Consider the following 17009-nt stretch of genomic DNA (forward strand, 5'->3'; position numbering starts at 1 on the left):
GGCGGCGTGCGAGCCGCCGGTCGTGGCGTCGTCGCCGGGTACCGCCGCGGCGTCGTCGGGATTGCTGGTGCTGTGGCTGCCGGTCATGCGAACGCCAACTCCTTCTTGTTACCCAGGACGCCCTGCGGCCTGAAGACCATGAGCAGCATCAGTGCCACACCCACGAGGATGTAGCGGAGCTGACCCGCCTGCGAGTTGGACAGGAATGTGATGGCGCCGACCTCGATCAGCCCGTACAGGATTCCCTGCGTCAACGAGAGCACTACCCAGAAGATCATCGCCCCGATCACCGGTCCGAGGACAGTGGCCATTCCTCCGAGGAGGAGGCAGGTGTAGAGGAAGAAGGTCAGCTCGGTCGCGTAGTTCGCGGGCTGCACGGCCCCGCGGGGGAGCGTGAAGATGATGCCCGCCAGCGAGCCGAGGACTCCACCGATCACGAGGGCCTGCATCTTGTAGGCGTAGACGTTCTTGCCGAGTGAGCGCACGGCGTTCTCGTCCTCCCGGATGCCCTTCAGTACGCGGCCCCAGGGGCTGCGCATGAGGAGCCAGACCACGAGGCAGGCGATGATGACGACGGTCCAGCCGACGATGCGGATCCAGAGGTCGCGCTCGTTCATGCCGAGTGGGCCGATGTTGTAGGTGCCGGGCGGGAACGGGTTGAGGGCGTAGAAGCCGCCCTCGAACGCCGCGAGTCCGTTGGCGGATCCCGTGATGTCCGTGAGCCCGTTCGTGGTCACGATGTAGCGGATGATCTCCGCCGCGGCGATCGTCACGATGGCGAGGTAATCGGCCCGGAGCCGGAGCGTCGGCACGCCGAGCACGATCGCGAAGATGACCGAGGCCAGGAGCGCGACGAGAACCGCCACCGGCAGGGGGGCATTGAAGCTGAGCGTGGAGATGGCGAACCCGTAGGCGCCGACCGCCATGAAGCCGGCCTGGCCGAAGTTCAGCAGGCCGGAGTAGCCGAAGTGGACGGCGAGGCCGAGCGCGGCGAGCGCGTAGGCCGCGGTCGTCGGGCTGATCAGTTCACCGAAGGCGTTGACGAGGATGTTTCCGAAGTCCATGGGGGCCCCTAACCTATGCGCTCACGGCGGCCGAGGATACCCTGCGGCCGGAACAGGAGCACGAGAATCATGATCAGCAGCGCACCCACGTATTTGAGGTCTGCCTCGAGCCAGATCGTGGAGATCTCCACGAACAGCCCGACGATGATGGAACCGACGAGCGCGCCGAACACGGTGCCGAGCCCGCCGAGGGTGACGCCGGCGAAGATGAGCAGCAGGATCTGCTGGCCCATGTTGTAGGAGACGCCGGGACGGTAGTAGGCCCAGAGGATGCCGCCGAGGGCCGCGAGCATGCCGCCGAGGACCCAGACGATCCGGATGACGCGGTCGACGTCGATGCCGGAGGCCGCAGCGAGGGCAGGATTGTCCGCAACGGCGCGGGTGGCCTTGCCGATGCGCGTGCGCAGGAGAAGGAAGGCGACCAGGAGGATGACCACGAGGCTCACGATGAGCGAGGTCAGGTTGTTGCGCGAGATCGAGATGGAGCCGAAATCGATGATCTCGCTCTGCGAACCCGGCAGCTGCTGCGTAGCGCCCCCGAAGAAGAACTGGATGATGTAGCGCAGGGCGAGGGCGAAGCCGATGCTGACGATCATCATCGGCACGAGGCCCGTGCCGCGCCGCCGGAGGGGCTTCCACAGCCCCGCGTCCTGGACGTAGCCGAGGAGCCCGCCTCCGAGAACCGCGAGGACGACCGCGACGGTGATCGGGAGCCCCGCGGCGGCGAAGGCGAACGCGAGGACGGCGCCCAGGGTGACCATCTCGCCGTGGGCGAAGTTGGTGAGGCCGGTGGTGCCGAAGATCAGTGAGAGCCCGACGGCGCTGAGCGCGAGCAGGAGCCCGAAACTGAAGCCTGCGAGGGCCCGCTCGGCCAGGGTCTCCAGGAACGAGGTCTGCTGCGCGACGATGCCCTCGCCGAACAGGAACAGCGTCGTGGCGCTGGTGGTGTTGGCGAAGGTGACCTGGCGGGGGTTCTCCTGCCCCTCGGCGAGCGTGATGCCTTCGGGGAGGGTGTCCTCGTCGACCTCCACCTCGTAGGTGCCCTGCTCGGGCACTCCGATGCTCCAGGCGCCGTTCGGTCCGGACGTCGTCTCACCCTCGAAGCCGTTGCCCGTCGCCGTGACCGTGACGTCGGCGATCGGACCGTCGGCGCCACGGAGGACACCGCCGATGCGGTTGTCGAACTCGGCGGCCTGCAGGGTCCCGCCGGTCTGGGCCTGGAACATGATGCGGTGCTGGGGCGGGTCGGGCAGCTCGGGGGACGCCTGCGCCGCGGGGGCGCCGAGCAGCACGAGAGCCAGGAAACCGAGCACCATCAGGAGCGACCTCCTGATCCGTGCAGGCGTCGATAAGGTGATCAAGATGGGAACCTCCACGGTGGGGGCAGGCCCGGCGGCAGCCGCCGGGATCAAGAGTTGTGACGAGTGTCACTGGCGTGGGGATCATGTTACTAGCGGCATGTTTCCGCTTTTCACAAAAGCATGCCGTCGAGGTAGCGATTCGGTAACGAATGTTGTACTAAGGGACCTTCGCAGTTGAATTCTGCGGGTCCGGAACCCCTGTGGTGCGCCATCGTCCGGGAACAAAGGGGCGCCGAAAACGTTGTAATTGGTAGGCTTTGACGAACATGCAGCCCCCTACTGGAGGACTAACTCACAATGGCACTTGGCGGTAATCCGGTCTTCAACGGGAAGAACTTCCGTTCCGCGACCCGAGGCAAGGAAAGCGCAGGCCTCGGCACCATGACATACGGCGGCACGGCCATGGCGAACCAGCAGCAGCTGGAGCACATGTACAACCAGCCGTCGGCCGGTCCGGCGCAGACCGGGCGCATGACGTTCGACGACGTCATCGTCAAGACGCTGCTCTGCCTGGGCTTCGTGCTCATCGGTGCCGCCGTTCCGGCATTCCTCGTCCCCAACCTCGCCCTTCCCCTGATGGTGGTCGGCGCACTCGGCGGTTTCGTCCTGGGACTGGTCAACGCGTTCAAGCGCGAGCCCTCGCCCGCGCTGATCCTGGCCTACGCCGGGCTCGAGGGCCTGTTCCTCGGTGGACTGACGATGTTCTTCGAGGCCATGTGGCCGGGCATCGCGGTGCAGGCGCTGCTCGGAACGCTCATCGTCTTCGGTGTCACGCTGGCCCTGTTCAAGAGCGGCAAGGTGCGGGCCACCCCGAAGGCCATGAAGTTCTTCATGATCGCCCTCATCAGCTACGCGGCGTTCTCCCTGGTGAACCTCGGAATGATGCTCTTCGGTGCGACGGACAGCATGTTCGGGATGCGTGACTACGAGATCTTCGGCATTCCCGTCGGCGTCCTGATCGGCATCGTCGCGATCGGCCTCGCAGCCTTCTCGCTCATCATCGACTTCACCTCGATCAGCGAGGGCGTCCGCCAGGGCGCGCCCCAGCGCTACTCGTGGACCGCGGCCTTCGGCCTGACGGTCACCCTCGTGTGGCTGTACGTCGAGATCCTGCGTCTCCTCGCGATCCTACGCGGCGACGACTAGCACTCCCCGGGCGCTTCGGCGCCCCGCTCCATGAGGAGAGGCCCGCACCCGTCAGGGGTGCGGGCCTCTCCTGTCGTCGGGCCCTTATCAGGCCACGCGCGCCGCTCCGGCGCCCGGCAGGACGCTGAAGATGACCGGGGCGCGGAAGTCCGCCGCCGCGAAGGCCCGCTCCACGGCCGTGCGGATGGCCGGGACGTCGTCGACCCGCGCGAGGGCGATCGCCGCACCGCCGAAACCGCCTCCGGTCATGCGGGCCCCGAGGGCGCCGGCCTCGAGGGACGCGTCCACCGCGGTGTCGAGTTCCGCGCAGGAGATCTCGAAGTCGTCGCGCATCGAGGCGTGGCTGGCGACGAGCAGCGGGCCGAGGTCCGTCGGCCCGGCACTGGTCAGCACCTTCACGGCGTCCTCCACCCGCGCGTTCTCCGTGACGATGTGGCGGACCCGCCGGAAGGTCTCCTCGTCGAGCACGCCCGCAGCCTCCGCGAGGTCCTTCACGGAGAGGTCCCTGAGGGCCGGGACGCCCATCAGTTCGGCACCGAGTTCGCACGAGCGGCGCCGTGCGGCGTAGCCGCCGGTCGAGTGCGAGTGGCTGACCCGCGTGTCGATGACCATGAGTTCGAGTCCGGCACCCTCGAGGTCGAGGGGGACGAGCCGGGAGTCGCCGGAGCGGCAGTCGAGGAAGACGGCGTGGCCCACCTCGCCCAGCAGGGACGCGGACTGGTCCATGATGCCCGTGGGGGCACCGACCATCCGGTTCTCGGCGAGCTGGCCGATCGCCGCCAGCTCGCGCCGGGAGACGCCGGCCTGCGAGAGGTCGTTGGCCGCGACGGCCACGGAGCACTCCAGGGCCGCGGAGGACGACAGTCCCGCGCCGACGGGGACGGAGGAATCGACGAGGAGGTCCATGCCCGGGCAGCGGTAGCCCGACTGCTCCATGGCCCACAGGACGCCGAGCGGGTACGCAGCCCACCCCTCCACACCGCCCTCCTCGAGGGCATCGAGGTCGACCGTCACCGGGGCGTCGTCGGGCGCGAAGGTGGACGCGACCCGGACGGTGCGGTCCGGGCGGACGGCGGCCGCGACCGTCGTCGAGTGCTTGATGGCGAAGGGCAGCACGAAGCCGTCGTTGTAGTCGGTGTGCTCGCCGATCACGTTGACGCGCCCCGGAGCCGACCAGAGGCCGTCCGGTTCCGTGCCGAAGCGCTCGGTGAAGGCCGCCGCGAGATCGAGGGGTGTGGTGTTCATGCCTGGTCCTTACGTGCTGGAGCGGGAGTGGCGCTGCGGAGTGCCTCAGCGACCTTCTCCGGGGTGGTGTCGTTGATGAAGGCGCCCATCGCGGCCTCCGAGCCGGCCAGGAACTTCAGCTTGTCGGCGGCGCGGCGGGGAGAGGTCAGCTGGAGGTGCAGGTACCCGGCGGGCCGGAGGACGTCGTCGATCGGCGCCTGCTGCCAGGCGGCGATGTACGGGGTGGGCGTGGGATACAGGGCGTCGAGCCTGCCGAGGAGGTCGAGGTAGACGGTGGTCAGCTCGTCGCGCTCCTCGCCGGTGAGGCCCGTGAAGTCGGCGACCTGGCGGTGGGGGACCAGGTGCACCTCGAGGGGCCAGCGGGCGGCGAAGGGCACGAACGCGCTGAAGTGCTTCCCCTCGATCACCATGCGGTCCCCGGACGCGCGCTCAGAGGCGAGCGCGTGCCCCATGAGGGTCTGCGTGCCGCCGGAGGACTCGAAGAACTCGGCTGCCCGGGCCGCGAGCGTCGCGGCGCGCGGCGGGATGAACGGGTACGCGTAGATCTGCCCGTGCGGGTGCAGCAGGGTCACGCCGATGTCCGCTCCGCGGTTCTCGAAGCAGAACACCTGCTTGATACCGGGCATCGCGGACAGGGCCTCCGTGCGCTGCGCCCACGCGTCGATGACGGTCCGGGCGCGCTCGGGGCTCAGCGAGCCGAAGGACCCCTCGTGCGCCGAGTCGAACGCGACCACCTCGCACCGCCCGTACGCCGTCGCCGTCGTGCCCCACTCCGGGGCGGCCGGGAGGTCGCCGAGGTCGGGGCCGAAGGACGAGAAGCGGTTCTCGAAGACGACGACCTCGTAGTCGGCCGGGATCTCCGAGAGGTTCGCGGCGGTCGTGGGGCACAGGGGGCACTGGTCGGCGGGCGGCAGGTGCGTCCGCGACTGGCGGTGCGCGGCCACCGCGATCCATTCGCCGGTCAGGGCGTCGTAGCGGGCCGTGCCCGCCGGGCCGCGCGAGGGCAGGCCGCGGGTGTCATGGGTCGCGGCGGCGTCCCGGTGCAGCGCCGCGCTCTCCTCGCGGGCGTCGAAGTAGATCAGCTCGCGCCCGTCGGACAGGCGCGTGGGGGTGATGTGGGTCATGGTCGCTCTTCCAGGAGGGGGTCGGGAACGGGGTCGCAGAGGATCCGGGTACGGGCGGCGTACTCGTCGCCGGGCCGGAGATCGGTCACCAGGGTGCCGGCGGTGTCGAGGGGTGCCACGCGGGCGAGGCTCACGACGCCGATCTTGCTCGCGTCGGCGAGCACGACGAGCTGCCCGCAGGTCCGGGCGAACGCCTGGTTCGTCTCGGCCTCGGCCAGATTGGGGGTGGTGATGCCGGCGTCCGCGTCCACGCCGTGCGCTCCCATGAAGCACAGGTCGGCGCGGAGCGAGGCGATGGTGCCGGTGGCGAGCGGGCCGACGAGGGCCTTCGACGGCGTCAGCTGGCCGCCCGAGAGGAGGACCTGCGGTGCGGCGTCACCGGGGGACACGGCGTGCAGCCGGTGCAGCTCGTCCGCGAGGGGGAGCGAGTTGGTGATGATGGTCAGTCCCTGGATGCGCGCGAGGAGGGGGGCCAGGGCGTAGGTGGTGGTGCCGCCCGTGATGGACACCGTCATGCCGGGTGCGAGGAGGGAGACGGCGGCGGCAGCGATCCTCCGCTTCGCCTCGCCCCCGCGGGTCCTGTTGGCGTCGAAGCCGGCCTCCACCGAGCTGAGGCTGCCGGGGCGGACGGCGCCGCCGTGCACCCTCACGAGCGCGCCCCTGGCCTCGAGCGTGTCGATGTCGCGGCGGACGGTCATCTCGGAGACGCCGAGCGCCAGGGCGAGGCCGCTCACGCGTACCGCGGGCTGGTGGGTGAGGCGATCGATGATCGCTGCATGGCGTTCGGCTGCGAGCATGGTCCTCCTGTCGGCGGCAGCGGGGCACAACACGGAATCGCACTGGACCGCACCAAAACGAACAAAACCTATCATAGGCGTCCGTGCCACCGCGGGTGCGGAGAACCGGTGCGTGACAGGGCGGCGGTAGCATCGCACCATGACTTCGGGAACCCGACCGGCCAGCGGTACCAACTACACGCTGACGGCGGGCCGGGCGACCGCCGTCGTCGCGAGTCTCGCCGCCGCGCTCAGGTCCTACCGGTACGACGGGGTGGCGCTGACCGAGACCTGGGGGGACGACGCCATCCCGGCGGGTGGCGGCGGCATCCTGCTGGCACCCTGGCCCAACCGCGTGGCCGACGGCCGCTGGACGCTGCACGGCGAGGAGCAGCGCCTCGACATCACGGAGCCGTCGAAGGGCAACGCGATCCACGGGCTGCTGCGCAACACCGGCTACCAGGCGGTGGAGGTCGGCGACGCCCGGCTGGTCCTCGACGCCGAGATCTTCCCGCAGCACGGCTATCCCTTCCACCTGATCCACCGGGCCACGTACGAGCTTACGGAGGAGCAGCTGACGGTGACACAGGAGCTCTCGAACCTCTCGGCGGCGCCCGCGCCCTTCGCCCTCGGCGCGCACCCCTACCTGAAGATCTCGGGCGTCCCCACCGAGCAGCTCGTCCTCACCCTGCGTGCGGAGGAGATGTTCGAGGCCGACGACCAGTCCATCCCGACCGGGCGGGCACCCGTGTCGGGGCAGCACGACCTGCGGCAGGGGCAGCGGATCGGGGACATCGCGTTCGATACCGCCTTCACGGGCCTCGCGCTCGTGGACGGACGCCACGAGCACGTGCTGTCCGCCCCGGACGGGCGGCGCGTGACGCTGTGGGCCGACGCCTCCTTCGCCTACGCCCACGTGTTCATCAGCACGATCTACCCCGGCGTCAGCAAGGCGGTTGCGGTCGAGCCGATGACCGCGCCCGCGAATGCGTTCAATTCCGGGGAGGGCCTGGCGTGGCTCGAGCCGGGTGCGTCCTTCTCCGCGAAATGGGGGATACTGCCGGGTCTCGGATAGCGGGCGCCCGGGCCTTCTATGGAAGGATTGGGCCATGCAGCGTCTCCCCGGAGCGAAACCCCAGCGCGCCCTCCAGCGTGCGGTGAGCCGTGGAGCCGCGGCACTGCCCGACCCACTGCCCCGGCAGCCCGCCGACCCGCGGGACCCCGTGCTCACGGACCAGCGCCACGACCGGAGCGCCGACCGCTCGGACGTCCCCGTCGCCCTCCGGATCGCCGCGTCCTGGTCCTGGCGGCTCGCGCTCGTCATCCTCGTCAGCGGTGTGCTCGTCTACCTGCTCAGCCGCATCTCGCTCCTCGTCATCCCGCTCATGATCGCGGGCCTGGTGGCCGCGCTGCTCATGCCGCTGAAGGACGCCCTCCGACGACGCAGGGTCCCCAACGGGGCGGCCGTCGCCATCACGCTCGTCGGTTTCTTCGGCCTCATCACGGGCGCGCTGCTCCTCGTCGGCCGCCAGCTCGCCCTCGGGATCACGAGCCTCGGCGGCGAGGCGCAGGACGGCGTCCAGCAGGTGCTGGCCTGGCTGTCGCAGGGCCCCCTCCAGCTCACGACGTCGCAGATCGACCAGTACCTGACCGACATCGGCAACGCCGTCCAGAACAACAGCGCCTCGATCCTCAGCGGGGCGCTCTCCTTCGGCACGACGGCGGGCCACGTGGCCGCGGGCACGCTCCTGACGGTGTTCGCCCTGATCTTCTTCCTGCTCGACGGCGGCCGGATCTGGCGCTTCCTCGTGGGCCTCACGCCCCGCCGGGCGCGGGCGGCGGTCGACGGTGCGGGGCGGCGCGGGTGGATGTCCATGGCCAGCTACGTGCGGGTGCAGATGGTCGTCGCGGCCGTCGACGCGGTGGGCATCGGGGTGGGGGCCGCCGTCATCGGTGTGCCGCTGGCCCTGCCGCTCGGCGTGCTCGTGTTCCTCGGGTCCTTCATCCCCATCGTCGGAGCCCTCGCCACGGGCTGCGTCGCCGTGCTGCTGGCCCTCGTGGCCAACGGGTGGGTCAACGCCCTGGTGATGCTCGCGATCGTGCTGCTGGTGCAGCAGGTGGAGGGGCACATCCTCCAGCCGCTCATCATGGGCCCTGCCGTCGCGCTGCACCCGCTCGCCGTCGTCCTCGCGGTCGCGGGCGGCACGCTGCTCGCCGGGATCCCGGGCGCCCTGTTCTCCGTCCCGCTCCTGGCGGTCCTCAACACCTCGGTGCGCTACATCGCGCAGCGGGCCTGGGAGTACGATCCGGTCGTGGCACGGGAGGGCTGGCCCGGAGGGGGAGTCATTAGCGGGCCGGCGGAGGAGCGAGGAGCTCCGGCACCGCCGGCCAGCACCCCGGGACCTCCCGCCGCAGCAGCGGCGCCAGCCCTCCAGAGAGAGACCTCACAGTGACCGAGCAGACCGTGACGAACACCCGCACCACCGGCAGTGACAGCACCGGCCCGACGGCGGTGCTCGACATCCCCGCAGGCGCCGATCTCCCGGTGACCCTGGCCGACGTCGAGGCCGCCCACCGGACCCTCGAGGGCGTCATCGCCCGCACGCCGATCGAACAGTCCCGCGCCCTCGGCCGCCTCACCGGTTCGACCGTGTCCTTCAAGTGCGAGAACCTCCAGCGAGCCGGGTCCTTCAAGGTGCGCGGCGCGTACAACCGTATGGCGAAACTCAGCGAGGCCGAGCGCGCCCGCGGCGTGGTCGCGGCGTCGGCCGGCAACCACGCGCAGGGCGTCGCCGTCGCCGCCGCCCGCCTCGGGATCGCGGCCCGCATCTACATGCCCCTCGGCGTGGCCCTGCCGAAGCTGGCGGCGACCCGCGGCCACGGCGCGGAGGTGGTGCTGCACGGCCACAACGTGGACGAGGCGCTCACCGAGGCCCGGAAGTACGCCGACGAGACCGGCGCCGTATTCGTCCACCCGTTCGACAACGTGGACGTGGTCGCGGGCCAGGGCACGCTCGGCCTCGAGATCCTCGAGCAGGTGCCCGACGTCGACACGATCCTCATGGGCGTCGGCGGCGGCGGGCTCCTCGCCGGCGTGGCCGTCGCGGTCAAGGCACGGGCGAAGGAGCTCGGCCGCACCATCCGGATCATCGGGGTCCAGGCCGAGAACGCCGCCGCGTACCCGCCGTCACTCGCCGCGGACGCCCTCGTCCCCCTGACGAAGGTCTCGACCATCGCCGACGGTATCGCCGTCGGACGCCCCGGTCAGCTGCCCTTCTCGATCATCCGCGAACTCGTCGACGACGTCGTGACCGTCAGCGAGGACTCCCTCGCCCGCGCGCTCATCTTCCTGCTGGAACGGTCGAAGATGGTGGTCGAACCTGCCGGTGCCGTGGGCGTTGCGGCCCTGCTGGACGGCAAGCTCACGGAGGGCGGGGCGCAGCCCGGCAACACCGTCGTCGTCCTCTCGGGCGGCAATATCGATCCCATGCTCATGCTGAAGGTCATCCAGCGCGGCCTGGCCGCGGCAGGCCGCTACCTCGTGGTGCGCATGCTGCTCGACGACCGGCCCGGCTCGCTGGCCACGATCTCGCGCATCATCGCCGAGTCGGATGCGAACGTGACCGGCGTCGACCACACGCGCGTGGGCGGGTCGATCAGCATGGGCGACGTCGCCATCACCATCAACATGGAGACCAAGGGCGAGGAGCACTGCGAGCAGGTCCTCAGCAACCTGCGCGCCGAGGGCTTCCAGCCCGTCGTCATCAAGGGCTGAGGACGCCGTGCATCCCCTCGCGCATCGGGCCCAGGCGGGCCTCATCACCGTCGGCGGCCTCGTGGCCGTGATGTGGGCGGTGTTCGTGCTGAACCTGCTCCTCGGGAACCTCCTGGTCCGGACCCTCGGGATCGCGCCCCGCCGGCTCGACGGGCTCGACGGCGTGGTGTTCGCGCCGCTGCTGCACGGCGGCGTGGAGCACCTGGCCGGCAACACCCTGCCCCTGCTGGTGCTCGGGTTCCTGGCCTTCCTCGAGGGTGCGCGGCGCTTCGCCGTCGCCGTGGGCATCAGCTGGCTGGCCTCCGGCCTCGGTACCTGGCTGTTCGGCGGCGGACTGACCATCGGCGCCTCCGGCGTCGTGTTCGGCCTGTTCGCCTACCTGATCACCCGCGGGTTCTACAACCGCGACTGGAAGCAGATCCTCCTCGCCGGGGTGCTGTTCCTCGTCTACGGGTCCATCCTGTGGGGCATCCTGCCGCGGCTGGGCTCCAACATCTCCTGGCAGGCCCACCTCTTCGGGGTGCTCGGCGGGATCCTCGCGGCCTACCTGCTCAAACGGAAGCGGCCCGCCCCCGGGGGGACGGACCGCTTGGGCGTCTAGTGGTGCACGGCCGGACCGCTCGGCCCGGCTGAGGGGCGTCGTCAGCCGACGTACGGCGTTGCCGAGAGGATCTCGACGGTGATCTGCTTGCCGTTGGGGGCGGCGTACGTGACCGTGTCACCGGCCTTCTTGCCCTGGATCGCAGCGCCGAGGGGCGACTTCTCGCTGTAGACGTCCACGTCCGTGTCGCCGGCGACCTCGCGGCTGCCGAGCAGGAAATTCTCCACGTCACCGGCGATCCGCGCGGACACCATCTTGCCCGGTTCGACGACGCCGTCGTCGGCCGCGGCCTCGCCGACGTGCGCGTTCTCGAGCAGGTGGGTGAGCTGCCGGATGCGTGCCTCGGCCTTGCCCTGCTCCTCCTTGGCGGCGTGGTAGCCGCCGTTCTCCTTCAGGTCACCCTCCGAGCGGGCCTGCTCGATGCGGGCGACGATCTCCGTGCGACCGGGACCGGAGAGGTGCTCGAGCTCGTTCCTGAGTCGATCGTAGGACTCCTGCGTGAGCCAGGCGACGGAGGCGCTGTTAGTGGACACGGGATTACTCCTTCGGTACGGCCGCCTCCGCGGACGGAGGGGCTTGTGATCGGACGGACGGTCGTGGAGCCACCGTCCGCGGCAAGCAAACACCCCGCCTCGTGGGACCGGGAGACCGGTACGCCGGTGAGGCGGGGCGCTAGGTTTCCATCCAGTCTAGAGGGGTGCGGGCCAGAACCCAAGAGATGCCGGAGGGAACCGCTCAGTCCTCGACGATCCAGCAGGCGTTGACACCGCCGGAGACGCCGGGCGAGTCGGTCCGGATGTCCGTGCGGTGCGCCGTCGTCCCACCGCCGTTCACACCGTCCTCGGCGCTGTTGGGCCCGATGGTGACCACCCTCCAGCCGACCACCGCATAGTTCTCGCTGAGCACCTGCACGGCGCACTGCGCCGTGGCCGAGCGGTCCTTCGTCACCTCGAAATCGACGCTCGCCCGCCCGTCCGACGCCAGGGCGAACCCCACGTCCTTCGACGAGACGTCGGGGCTGCCGGAGGTCAGGGCCACCAGGCCCACCATCGCGACGGCGACGACGAGCGCCGCGAGGAGCAGGCTCCGCACACGGCTCATGCGCCTGGCCGGCTTGGGGGTGCCGTAGCGATTGGCTACTCTTGAGGGCGTAGGGGCGGAGCTCACCGTCCCATTTTACCGTCCGCCGGCCGTCCCCCTCGCGGACGTCCGTCCCCGCAGAGCCAGGAGCTCGTGTTGCCAAGCCAGGATCTTCCCCGCGCGTCCGGTGCGGGCCTCCGCCTCCTCGCGGTCCACGCCCACCCCGACGACGAGTCGAGCAAGGGAGCGGCCACCATGGCCGCCTACGTCGCAGCGGGTGCCGAGGTCATGGTGGCCACCTGCACGGGCGGCGAGCGGGGAGACATCCTCAACGCGGCCATGGACGGGGACGCGCATGCCGGCCGCGACCTGCCGGGCCTGCGGCGCGTCGAGATGGCGCGCGCCGTCGCCGAGCTCGGCGTGCAGCAGCGGTGGCTGGGCTTCACCGACTCCGGCCTGCCCGAGGGCGATCCGCTCCCGGACCTGCCCTTCGGCTGCTTCGCCCTCCAGCCCCTCGAACGTGCGGCCGCACCCCTCGTGAAGCTCGTGCGCGAGTTCCGCCCGCACGTGATCCTCAGTTACGACGAGAACGGCGGCTACCCCCACCCGGACCACATCATGGCGCACCGTGTGGCCGTGGAGGCGTTCGAGGCGGCGGCCGACCCGGAGCGCTACCCGGGCACGGGCGAGGCCTGGAGCGTGTCCAAGCTCTACTACGACCGCGCCTTCAACCCGGAACGCTTCCGCGCACTGCACGCGGCCCTCGAGGAGGCCGGCCTCCAGTCGCCCTACGCGGAGCGCATCGCGCAGTGGCTCGAGGCGGACGCGGAGGGCCACCAGCCGCCCGCCCCGACGCACCCCACCACCACGCAGATCCGCTGCGGCGACTTCTTCGGGCACCGCGAGCGCGCGCTGCTCGCGCACCGCACGCAGGTGGACCCGGAGGGGTTCTTCTTCGCCGTCTCGGTGGACCTGCAGCAGGAGGTGTGGCCCTGGGAGGACTACTCCCTCATCACCTCGCGCGTGGAGTCCGCCGTGCCCGAGGACGACTTCTTCGCCGGTATCACGCCGGGCGGCTAGGTCCGCGCCGCATTTCTATCCCGCGTAGAATTATGGGTGGCGGGCAACCCCGACCTGCCGCGAGCTTCGAAAGTGGTGCCTGCGTGTTCCTTCCCCTCAGCCTGGCTGCGACCGTGACGCCGTCGGGGGACCCGACGCTCAAGCCGGGCCTCGACCCGGCGTCGGTCACGCCCGGGACGCTCGGCTTCCTGGCGACCCTCTTCGTCGTCGTGCTCGTCATCTTCCTGATCCGCGACATGGTCAAGCGCATCCGCCGCGTCCGGTACACCGCCGAGGTGGAGCGGGCGCGGGCCCAGCGTGCCGCCAACGGCGCGCCGACGGCAGGAGAGGACGACGGGCCCGGCCTGTCCCGCGGCAGGGACGGCACGGCCGACGGCGGTCGCCCCCAGCCGGGCGGGAAGCACGGCCCGGACAACCGCTGATCGCGAGGTCCGTCCCGTACCCGGTCGGTACCCGGCCGGGTCAGACCCCGATCGGGTGCAGGACGGCGAGCATGATCGCGACGAAGTGCGCAGCGAAGGCCGCGACCGTGAACGCGTGAAAGAGCTCGTGGAAGCCGAACACGCGCGGTGAGAAGTTGGGCCGCTTGATCCCGTAGAACACGGCGCCGGCGATGTACAGGACGCCGCCCACGCAGATCAGCAGCGCGGCGGGCACATTGGCCGCGAAGAAGTCGGGCATGTAGAACACGGAGCCCAGGCCGAGCGCCACGTAGATGGGCACGTACAGCCACCGCGGCGCATGCACCCACAGATTCCGGAAGAGCACGCCGGCGACGGCGCCTCCCCAGATGATCCACAGGAGCGTCTCCGCCTTGCCCCGGTCCAGCAGGGCCCAGGCGAGCGGCGTGTAGGACCCGGCGATGACCAGCATGATGTTGGTGTGGTCCAGGCGCTTCAGGACCACCTTCACGCCCGGACTCCAGTTGCCCCGGTGGTAGACCGCGCTCACGCCGAACAGCAGCACGCCCGTGAGGGCGTAGATGGCGGAGGCGACCCGGAGCCCCGGCGTCGGGGCCACTGCCACGAGGACTACACCCGCGGCGACGGCGAGGGGCGTCGCGACCGCGTGGATCCACCCCCGCCACAGCGGCTTGGCCGCAATCGCATCCGCGAGGGGTCCCGCCACCGAGGACACCGCGTCCTCGAACGAGCTGTCGCGGCCGGCCGCGGGATCCGAAGGGCCCGGGACAGGGGTCGGATAGCGCGGGGTCATGCCGGAATTCTAGCCCAGGCTCCTGCCCGCCCTTCCGCCGGCCGCCTGTCGAGGAGATGGTCGCCGCAGGCGGTCCCGCCCTGCATGCAGGCCTTTGCCGGGCAACTGCCGGTACGGTAGGAGGAGGTATCCGGGGTCAGGCGCCCCGTGTCGAGCATGCCTCCGGCCCCGGCCGGAGCGGGAATCAGGGGAGGGCGGCCGGGCGTGAGCTTGAAGTTCCCTGAAGTCGGCTACAGCTTCTACGAGCGCAGGCTGCAGCGGAACCTCGCGCCCGAACGCATCCCGCACCACATCGGCGTCATGGTGGACGGCAACCGGCGGTGGGCGAAGCTCGCGGGCGCGCCCACGAGCCACGGGCACCAGGCGGGCGCGGACAAGATCCACGAGTTCCTCGGCTGGTGCGAGGAACTCGGCGTCGACGTGGTGACCCTCTACATGCTGTCCACGGACAACATGGGCCGGCCCCAGGAGGAGATCGACCAGCTCCTCGACATCATCGCCAACACCCTCGACCGCCTCGGGGAGAGCAACCGTGTGCGGGTCCAGCCCGTCGGCGCCCTCGACCTCCTGCCCGACGACCTGGCCGGGAAGCTCGTGGACCTCGCGGCGTCGACGGAGCGGATCGACGGACTCCACGTGAACGTGGCCGTCGGGTACGGGGGGCGGCGCGAGATCGTCGACGCCGTCAAGGAACTGATGCGGGACGCCGCAGCCCGCGGCATGTCCCTCGAGACCCTCGCCGAGGAACTGACGGACCAGCACATCTCCTCCTTCCTCTACACGCGCGGGCAGCAGGACCCGGACCTCGTCATCCGCACCTCGGGGGAGCAGCGGCTCTCCGGGTTCCTCATGTGGCAGAGCGCCTACAGCGAGTTCTACTTCTGCGAGGCCCTGTGGCCTGATTTTCGGCGCGTTGACTTTCTCCGCGCCCTCCGCGACTACGGCCGCAGGCAGCGCCGCTTCGGGTCCTGAGCAGCCGTCCCGAGTGTTCACCGGCGCTTCATGAACGACACGATGGGGGGCGCTGCGCTGCGGGGGTCGACGGCGTAGGGTCTACCCATCGACGGACATCGGATCCGCCGACGGAAGGCCGCTGATGACGTCGATGGTGCCAGGCATCTCGTACGAGTCGGGGAGGCCGCCCGGCCTCCTGGCCGGAACGCCCACCCCACCCCTACGAATTCGGGGTGCCCACCCCGGAGCGGAGTCCATGTGGCTACAACCAACACCCCGGAGCAGGACGCGGTCGATCCGCGGCGCAGCTACGTCATCGACACCTCGGTGCTCCTGTCCGATCCCCGCGCCATCCTGCGGTTCGCGGAACACGAGGTCATCCTCCCCATCGTCGTCATCACCGAGCTCGAGGGTAAGCGCCACGACCCGGAGCTGGGGTACTTCGCGCGGAAGGCCCTGAGGCTGCTGGATGACCTGCGGGTGGACAACGGCGGGCTCGACACCGACGTCCCGCTCGGGGACGAGGGCGGGACGCTGCGCGTGGAACTGAACCACGTCTCACCCGAGGTACTGCCGGTCGGGTTCCGCAGCGGCGACAACGACTCCCGGGTCCTCGCCGTCGCCAAGAACCTCGCCGTCGCCGGGCGCGACGTGGTCGTGGTGTCCAAGGACCTGCCGATGCGCGTGAAGGCGTCCGCGATGGGTCTGCAGGCCGACGAGTACCGCAACGAGTTCGTGAAGGACTCCGGCTGGACGGGCGTCGCCGAGCTCGACGCCACGGTCGAGGAGGTCAACGCCCTCTACGACCACGAGGCCGTCCTGACGCCCGGCGGCGCGGAGCAGCCGGTGAACACGGGCGTCATCCTGCTCTCGCCGCGCGGCTCGGCGCTCGGGCGCGTCGGGGCGGACAAGCACATCCGCCTGGTCCGGGGCGACCGCGACGTCTTCGGCCTGCACGGGCGGTCCGCGGAACAGCGCCTGGCGATCGACCTCCTGCTGGACCCCGAGGTGGGGATCGTCTCCCTGGGCGGGCGCGCGGGGACGGGCAAGTCGGCCCTCGCGCTCTGCGCGGGCCTCGAGGCGGTCCTGGAGCGGCGCGAGCACCGCAAGGTCGTCGTGTTCCGGCCCCTGTACGCGGTGGGCGGGCAGGAGCTCGGTTACCTGCCCGGGAGCGAGAACGACAAGATGAATCCGTGGGCGCAGGCCGTCTTCGACACGCTCGGCGCGATCGTCTCGCCCGAGGTCGTCGAGGAGGTGCTGGACCGCGGCATGCTCGAAGTGCTGCCGCTGACGCACATCCGCGGCCGCAGCCTGCACGACTCGTTCGTGATCGTCGACGAGGCGCAGTCGCTCGAGAAGAACGTGCTCCTCACGGTGATGAGCCGCATCGGGCAGAACTCGAAGATCGTCCTCACGCACGACGTCGCGCAGCGCGACAACCTCCGGGTGGGCCGGCACGACGGCATCGCGGCCGTCGTCGAGACGCTCAAGGGCCATCCGCTGTTCGGCCACGTCACGCTGACGCGTTCGGAGCGCTCGCCGATCGCGGCCCTCGTCACCGAGCTGCTGGAGGGGTCGGACGGCTAGG

Annotated in this window: 17 protein-coding genes; 9 read left to right on the top strand and 8 right to left on the bottom strand. The window is 70.5% G+C overall.

Annotated elements, in window-relative coordinates; genetic code table 11:
* Positions 1-83: 83 nt before the first annotated feature.
* Complete coding sequence (locus tag AC4D2O_RS05530) at positions 84-1064, bottom strand: branched-chain amino acid ABC transporter permease (RefSeq protein WP_490905623.1); 981 nt, start codon at positions 1062-1064, stop codon at positions 84-86.
* An 8-nt stretch (positions 1065-1072) separates the two neighbouring features.
* A complete protein-coding gene (locus tag AC4D2O_RS05535) occupies positions 1073-2380 on the bottom strand; it encodes a branched-chain amino acid ABC transporter permease (RefSeq protein ID WP_490905860.1) in 1308 nt (435 codons plus the stop codon).
* Between the two features lie 342 nt (positions 2381-2722).
* Between AC4D2O_RS05535 and AC4D2O_RS05540 the strand changes: the two genes are divergently transcribed.
* A complete protein-coding gene (locus tag AC4D2O_RS05540; protein ID WP_490905624.1) occupies positions 2723-3571 on the top strand; it encodes a Bax inhibitor-1/YccA family protein in 849 nt (282 codons plus the stop codon).
* A gap of 87 nt (positions 3572-3658) precedes the next feature.
* Here the strand turns inward: AC4D2O_RS05540 and galK are convergent, their stop codons facing one another.
* From galK to AC4D2O_RS05555, 3 genes are read right to left on the bottom strand one after another with little or no spacing between them, the layout of a single operon-like run.
* Complete coding sequence (gene galK, locus AC4D2O_RS05545) at positions 3659-4816, bottom strand: galactokinase (RefSeq protein WP_490905626.1); 1158 nt, start codon at positions 4814-4816, stop codon at positions 3659-3661.
* Positions 4813-5940, bottom strand: a complete 1128-nt coding sequence (gene galT, locus AC4D2O_RS05550) for a galactose-1-phosphate uridylyltransferase (protein WP_490905627.1) — start codon at positions 5938-5940, stop codon at positions 4813-4815. Before galT ends, galK begins: the two co-directional genes overlap by 4 nt.
* Positions 5937-6737, bottom strand: a complete 801-nt coding sequence (locus AC4D2O_RS05555; protein WP_490905628.1) for a DeoR/GlpR family DNA-binding transcription regulator — start codon at positions 6735-6737, stop codon at positions 5937-5939. The genes galT and AC4D2O_RS05555 overlap by 4 nt, the downstream gene beginning before the upstream one ends.
* 139 nt (positions 6738-6876) lie before the next feature.
* Between AC4D2O_RS05555 and AC4D2O_RS05560 the strand changes: the two genes are divergently transcribed.
* The 4 genes from AC4D2O_RS05560 to AC4D2O_RS05575 all read left to right on the top strand — a co-directional run bounded on the left by AC4D2O_RS05560 (position 6877) and on the right by AC4D2O_RS05575 (position 11092).
* A complete protein-coding gene (locus AC4D2O_RS05560; RefSeq protein ID WP_490905629.1) occupies positions 6877-7791 on the top strand; it encodes an aldose 1-epimerase family protein in 915 nt (304 codons plus the stop codon).
* A gap of 34 nt (positions 7792-7825) precedes the next feature.
* Positions 7826-9169: an AI-2E family transporter gene (locus tag AC4D2O_RS05565; protein WP_490905630.1), complete on the top strand. Its 1344-nt coding sequence runs from the start codon at positions 7826-7828 to the stop codon at positions 9167-9169.
* Positions 9170-9237: 68 nt separating this feature from the next.
* The gene (ilvA, locus tag AC4D2O_RS05570) at positions 9238-10491 is read left to right on the top strand and encodes a threonine ammonia-lyase (RefSeq protein WP_490905862.1); all 1254 of its coding nucleotides are present in this window, start codon (positions 9238-9240) and stop codon (positions 10489-10491) included.
* Positions 10492-10498: 7 nt separating this feature from the next.
* Positions 10499-11092, top strand: coding sequence for a rhomboid family intramembrane serine protease (locus AC4D2O_RS05575; RefSeq protein ID WP_490905632.1), 594 nt, complete (start codon positions 10499-10501; stop codon positions 11090-11092).
* Positions 11093-11133: 41 nt separating this feature from the next.
* Here AC4D2O_RS05575 and greA read toward each other — a convergent pair whose 3' ends face one another.
* Together greA and AC4D2O_RS05585 are read right to left on the bottom strand one after the other, a co-directional pair.
* Positions 11134-11625 carry a transcription elongation factor GreA gene (gene greA / locus AC4D2O_RS05580; RefSeq protein WP_490905633.1) on the bottom strand — a complete coding sequence of 164 codons (492 nt, stop codon included), beginning with the start codon at positions 11623-11625 and terminating at the stop codon, positions 11134-11136.
* 202 nt (positions 11626-11827) lie between these two features.
* On the bottom strand, positions 11828-12259 hold the full coding sequence (locus AC4D2O_RS05585; protein WP_490905634.1) for a DUF4307 domain-containing protein: 432 nt from the start codon (positions 12257-12259) through the stop codon (positions 11828-11830).
* 69 nt (positions 12260-12328) lie between these two features.
* Between AC4D2O_RS05585 and mca the strand changes: the two genes are divergently transcribed.
* Together mca and AC4D2O_RS05595 are read left to right on the top strand one after the other, a co-directional pair.
* The gene (gene mca, locus AC4D2O_RS05590; RefSeq protein ID WP_490905635.1) at positions 12329-13252 is read left to right on the top strand and encodes a mycothiol conjugate amidase Mca; all 924 of its coding nucleotides are present in this window, start codon (positions 12329-12331) and stop codon (positions 13250-13252) included.
* Between the two features lie 83 nt (positions 13253-13335).
* Positions 13336-13674 carry a hypothetical protein gene (locus tag AC4D2O_RS05595; RefSeq protein WP_490905636.1) on the top strand — a complete coding sequence of 113 codons (339 nt, stop codon included), beginning with the start codon at positions 13336-13338 and terminating at the stop codon, positions 13672-13674.
* Positions 13675-13714: 40 nt separating this feature from the next.
* Here the strand turns inward: AC4D2O_RS05595 and trhA are convergent, their stop codons facing one another.
* Entirely contained in the window at positions 13715-14467 is a 753-nt protein-coding gene (gene trhA, locus AC4D2O_RS05600) for a PAQR family membrane homeostasis protein TrhA (RefSeq protein WP_490905637.1), read from the bottom strand.
* Between the two features lie 210 nt (positions 14468-14677).
* Between trhA and AC4D2O_RS05605 the strand changes: the two genes are divergently transcribed.
* On the top strand, positions 14678-15439 hold the full coding sequence (locus AC4D2O_RS05605; protein ID WP_490905864.1) for an isoprenyl transferase: 762 nt from the start codon (positions 14678-14680) through the stop codon (positions 15437-15439).
* Between the two features lie 240 nt (positions 15440-15679).
* Positions 15680-17008, top strand: a complete 1329-nt coding sequence (phoH2, locus tag AC4D2O_RS05610) for an RNA 5'-3' helicase PhoH2 (RefSeq protein WP_490905638.1) — start codon at positions 15680-15682, stop codon at positions 17006-17008.
* Position 17009: the final 1 nt, after the last annotated feature.

This window comes from Arthrobacter sp. TJ-238 (assembly GCF_058269215.1).

Bases quoted from the DNA above. Each gene is read 5' to 3' on its own strand.
- AC4D2O_RS05530 (WP_490905623.1), bottom strand. From the start codon at position 1,064: ATGGACTTCGGAAACATCCTCGTCAACGCCTTCGGTGAACTGATCAGC.
- AC4D2O_RS05535 (WP_490905860.1), bottom strand. From the start codon at position 2,380: ATGGTGCTCGGTTTCCTGGCTCTCGTGCTGCTCGGCGCCCCCGCGGCG.
- AC4D2O_RS05540 (WP_490905624.1), top strand. From the start codon at position 2,723: ATGGCACTTGGCGGTAATCCGGTCTTCAACGGGAAGAACTTCCGTTCC.
- galK (WP_490905626.1), bottom strand. From the start codon at position 4,816: ATGAACACCACACCCCTCGATCTCGCGGCGGCCTTCACCGAGCGCTTC.
- galT (WP_490905627.1), bottom strand. From the start codon at position 5,940: ATGACCCACATCACCCCCACGCGCCTGTCCGACGGGCGCGAGCTGATC.
- AC4D2O_RS05555 (WP_490905628.1), bottom strand. From the start codon at position 6,737: ATGCTCGCAGCCGAACGCCATGCAGCGATCATCGATCGCCTCACCCAC.
- AC4D2O_RS05560 (WP_490905629.1), top strand. From the start codon at position 6,877: ATGACTTCGGGAACCCGACCGGCCAGCGGTACCAACTACACGCTGACG.
- AC4D2O_RS05565 (WP_490905630.1), top strand. From the start codon at position 7,826: ATGCAGCGTCTCCCCGGAGCGAAACCCCAGCGCGCCCTCCAGCGTGCG.
- trhA (WP_490905637.1), bottom strand. From the start codon at position 14,467: ATGACCCCGCGCTATCCGACCCCTGTCCCGGGCCCTTCGGATCCCGCG.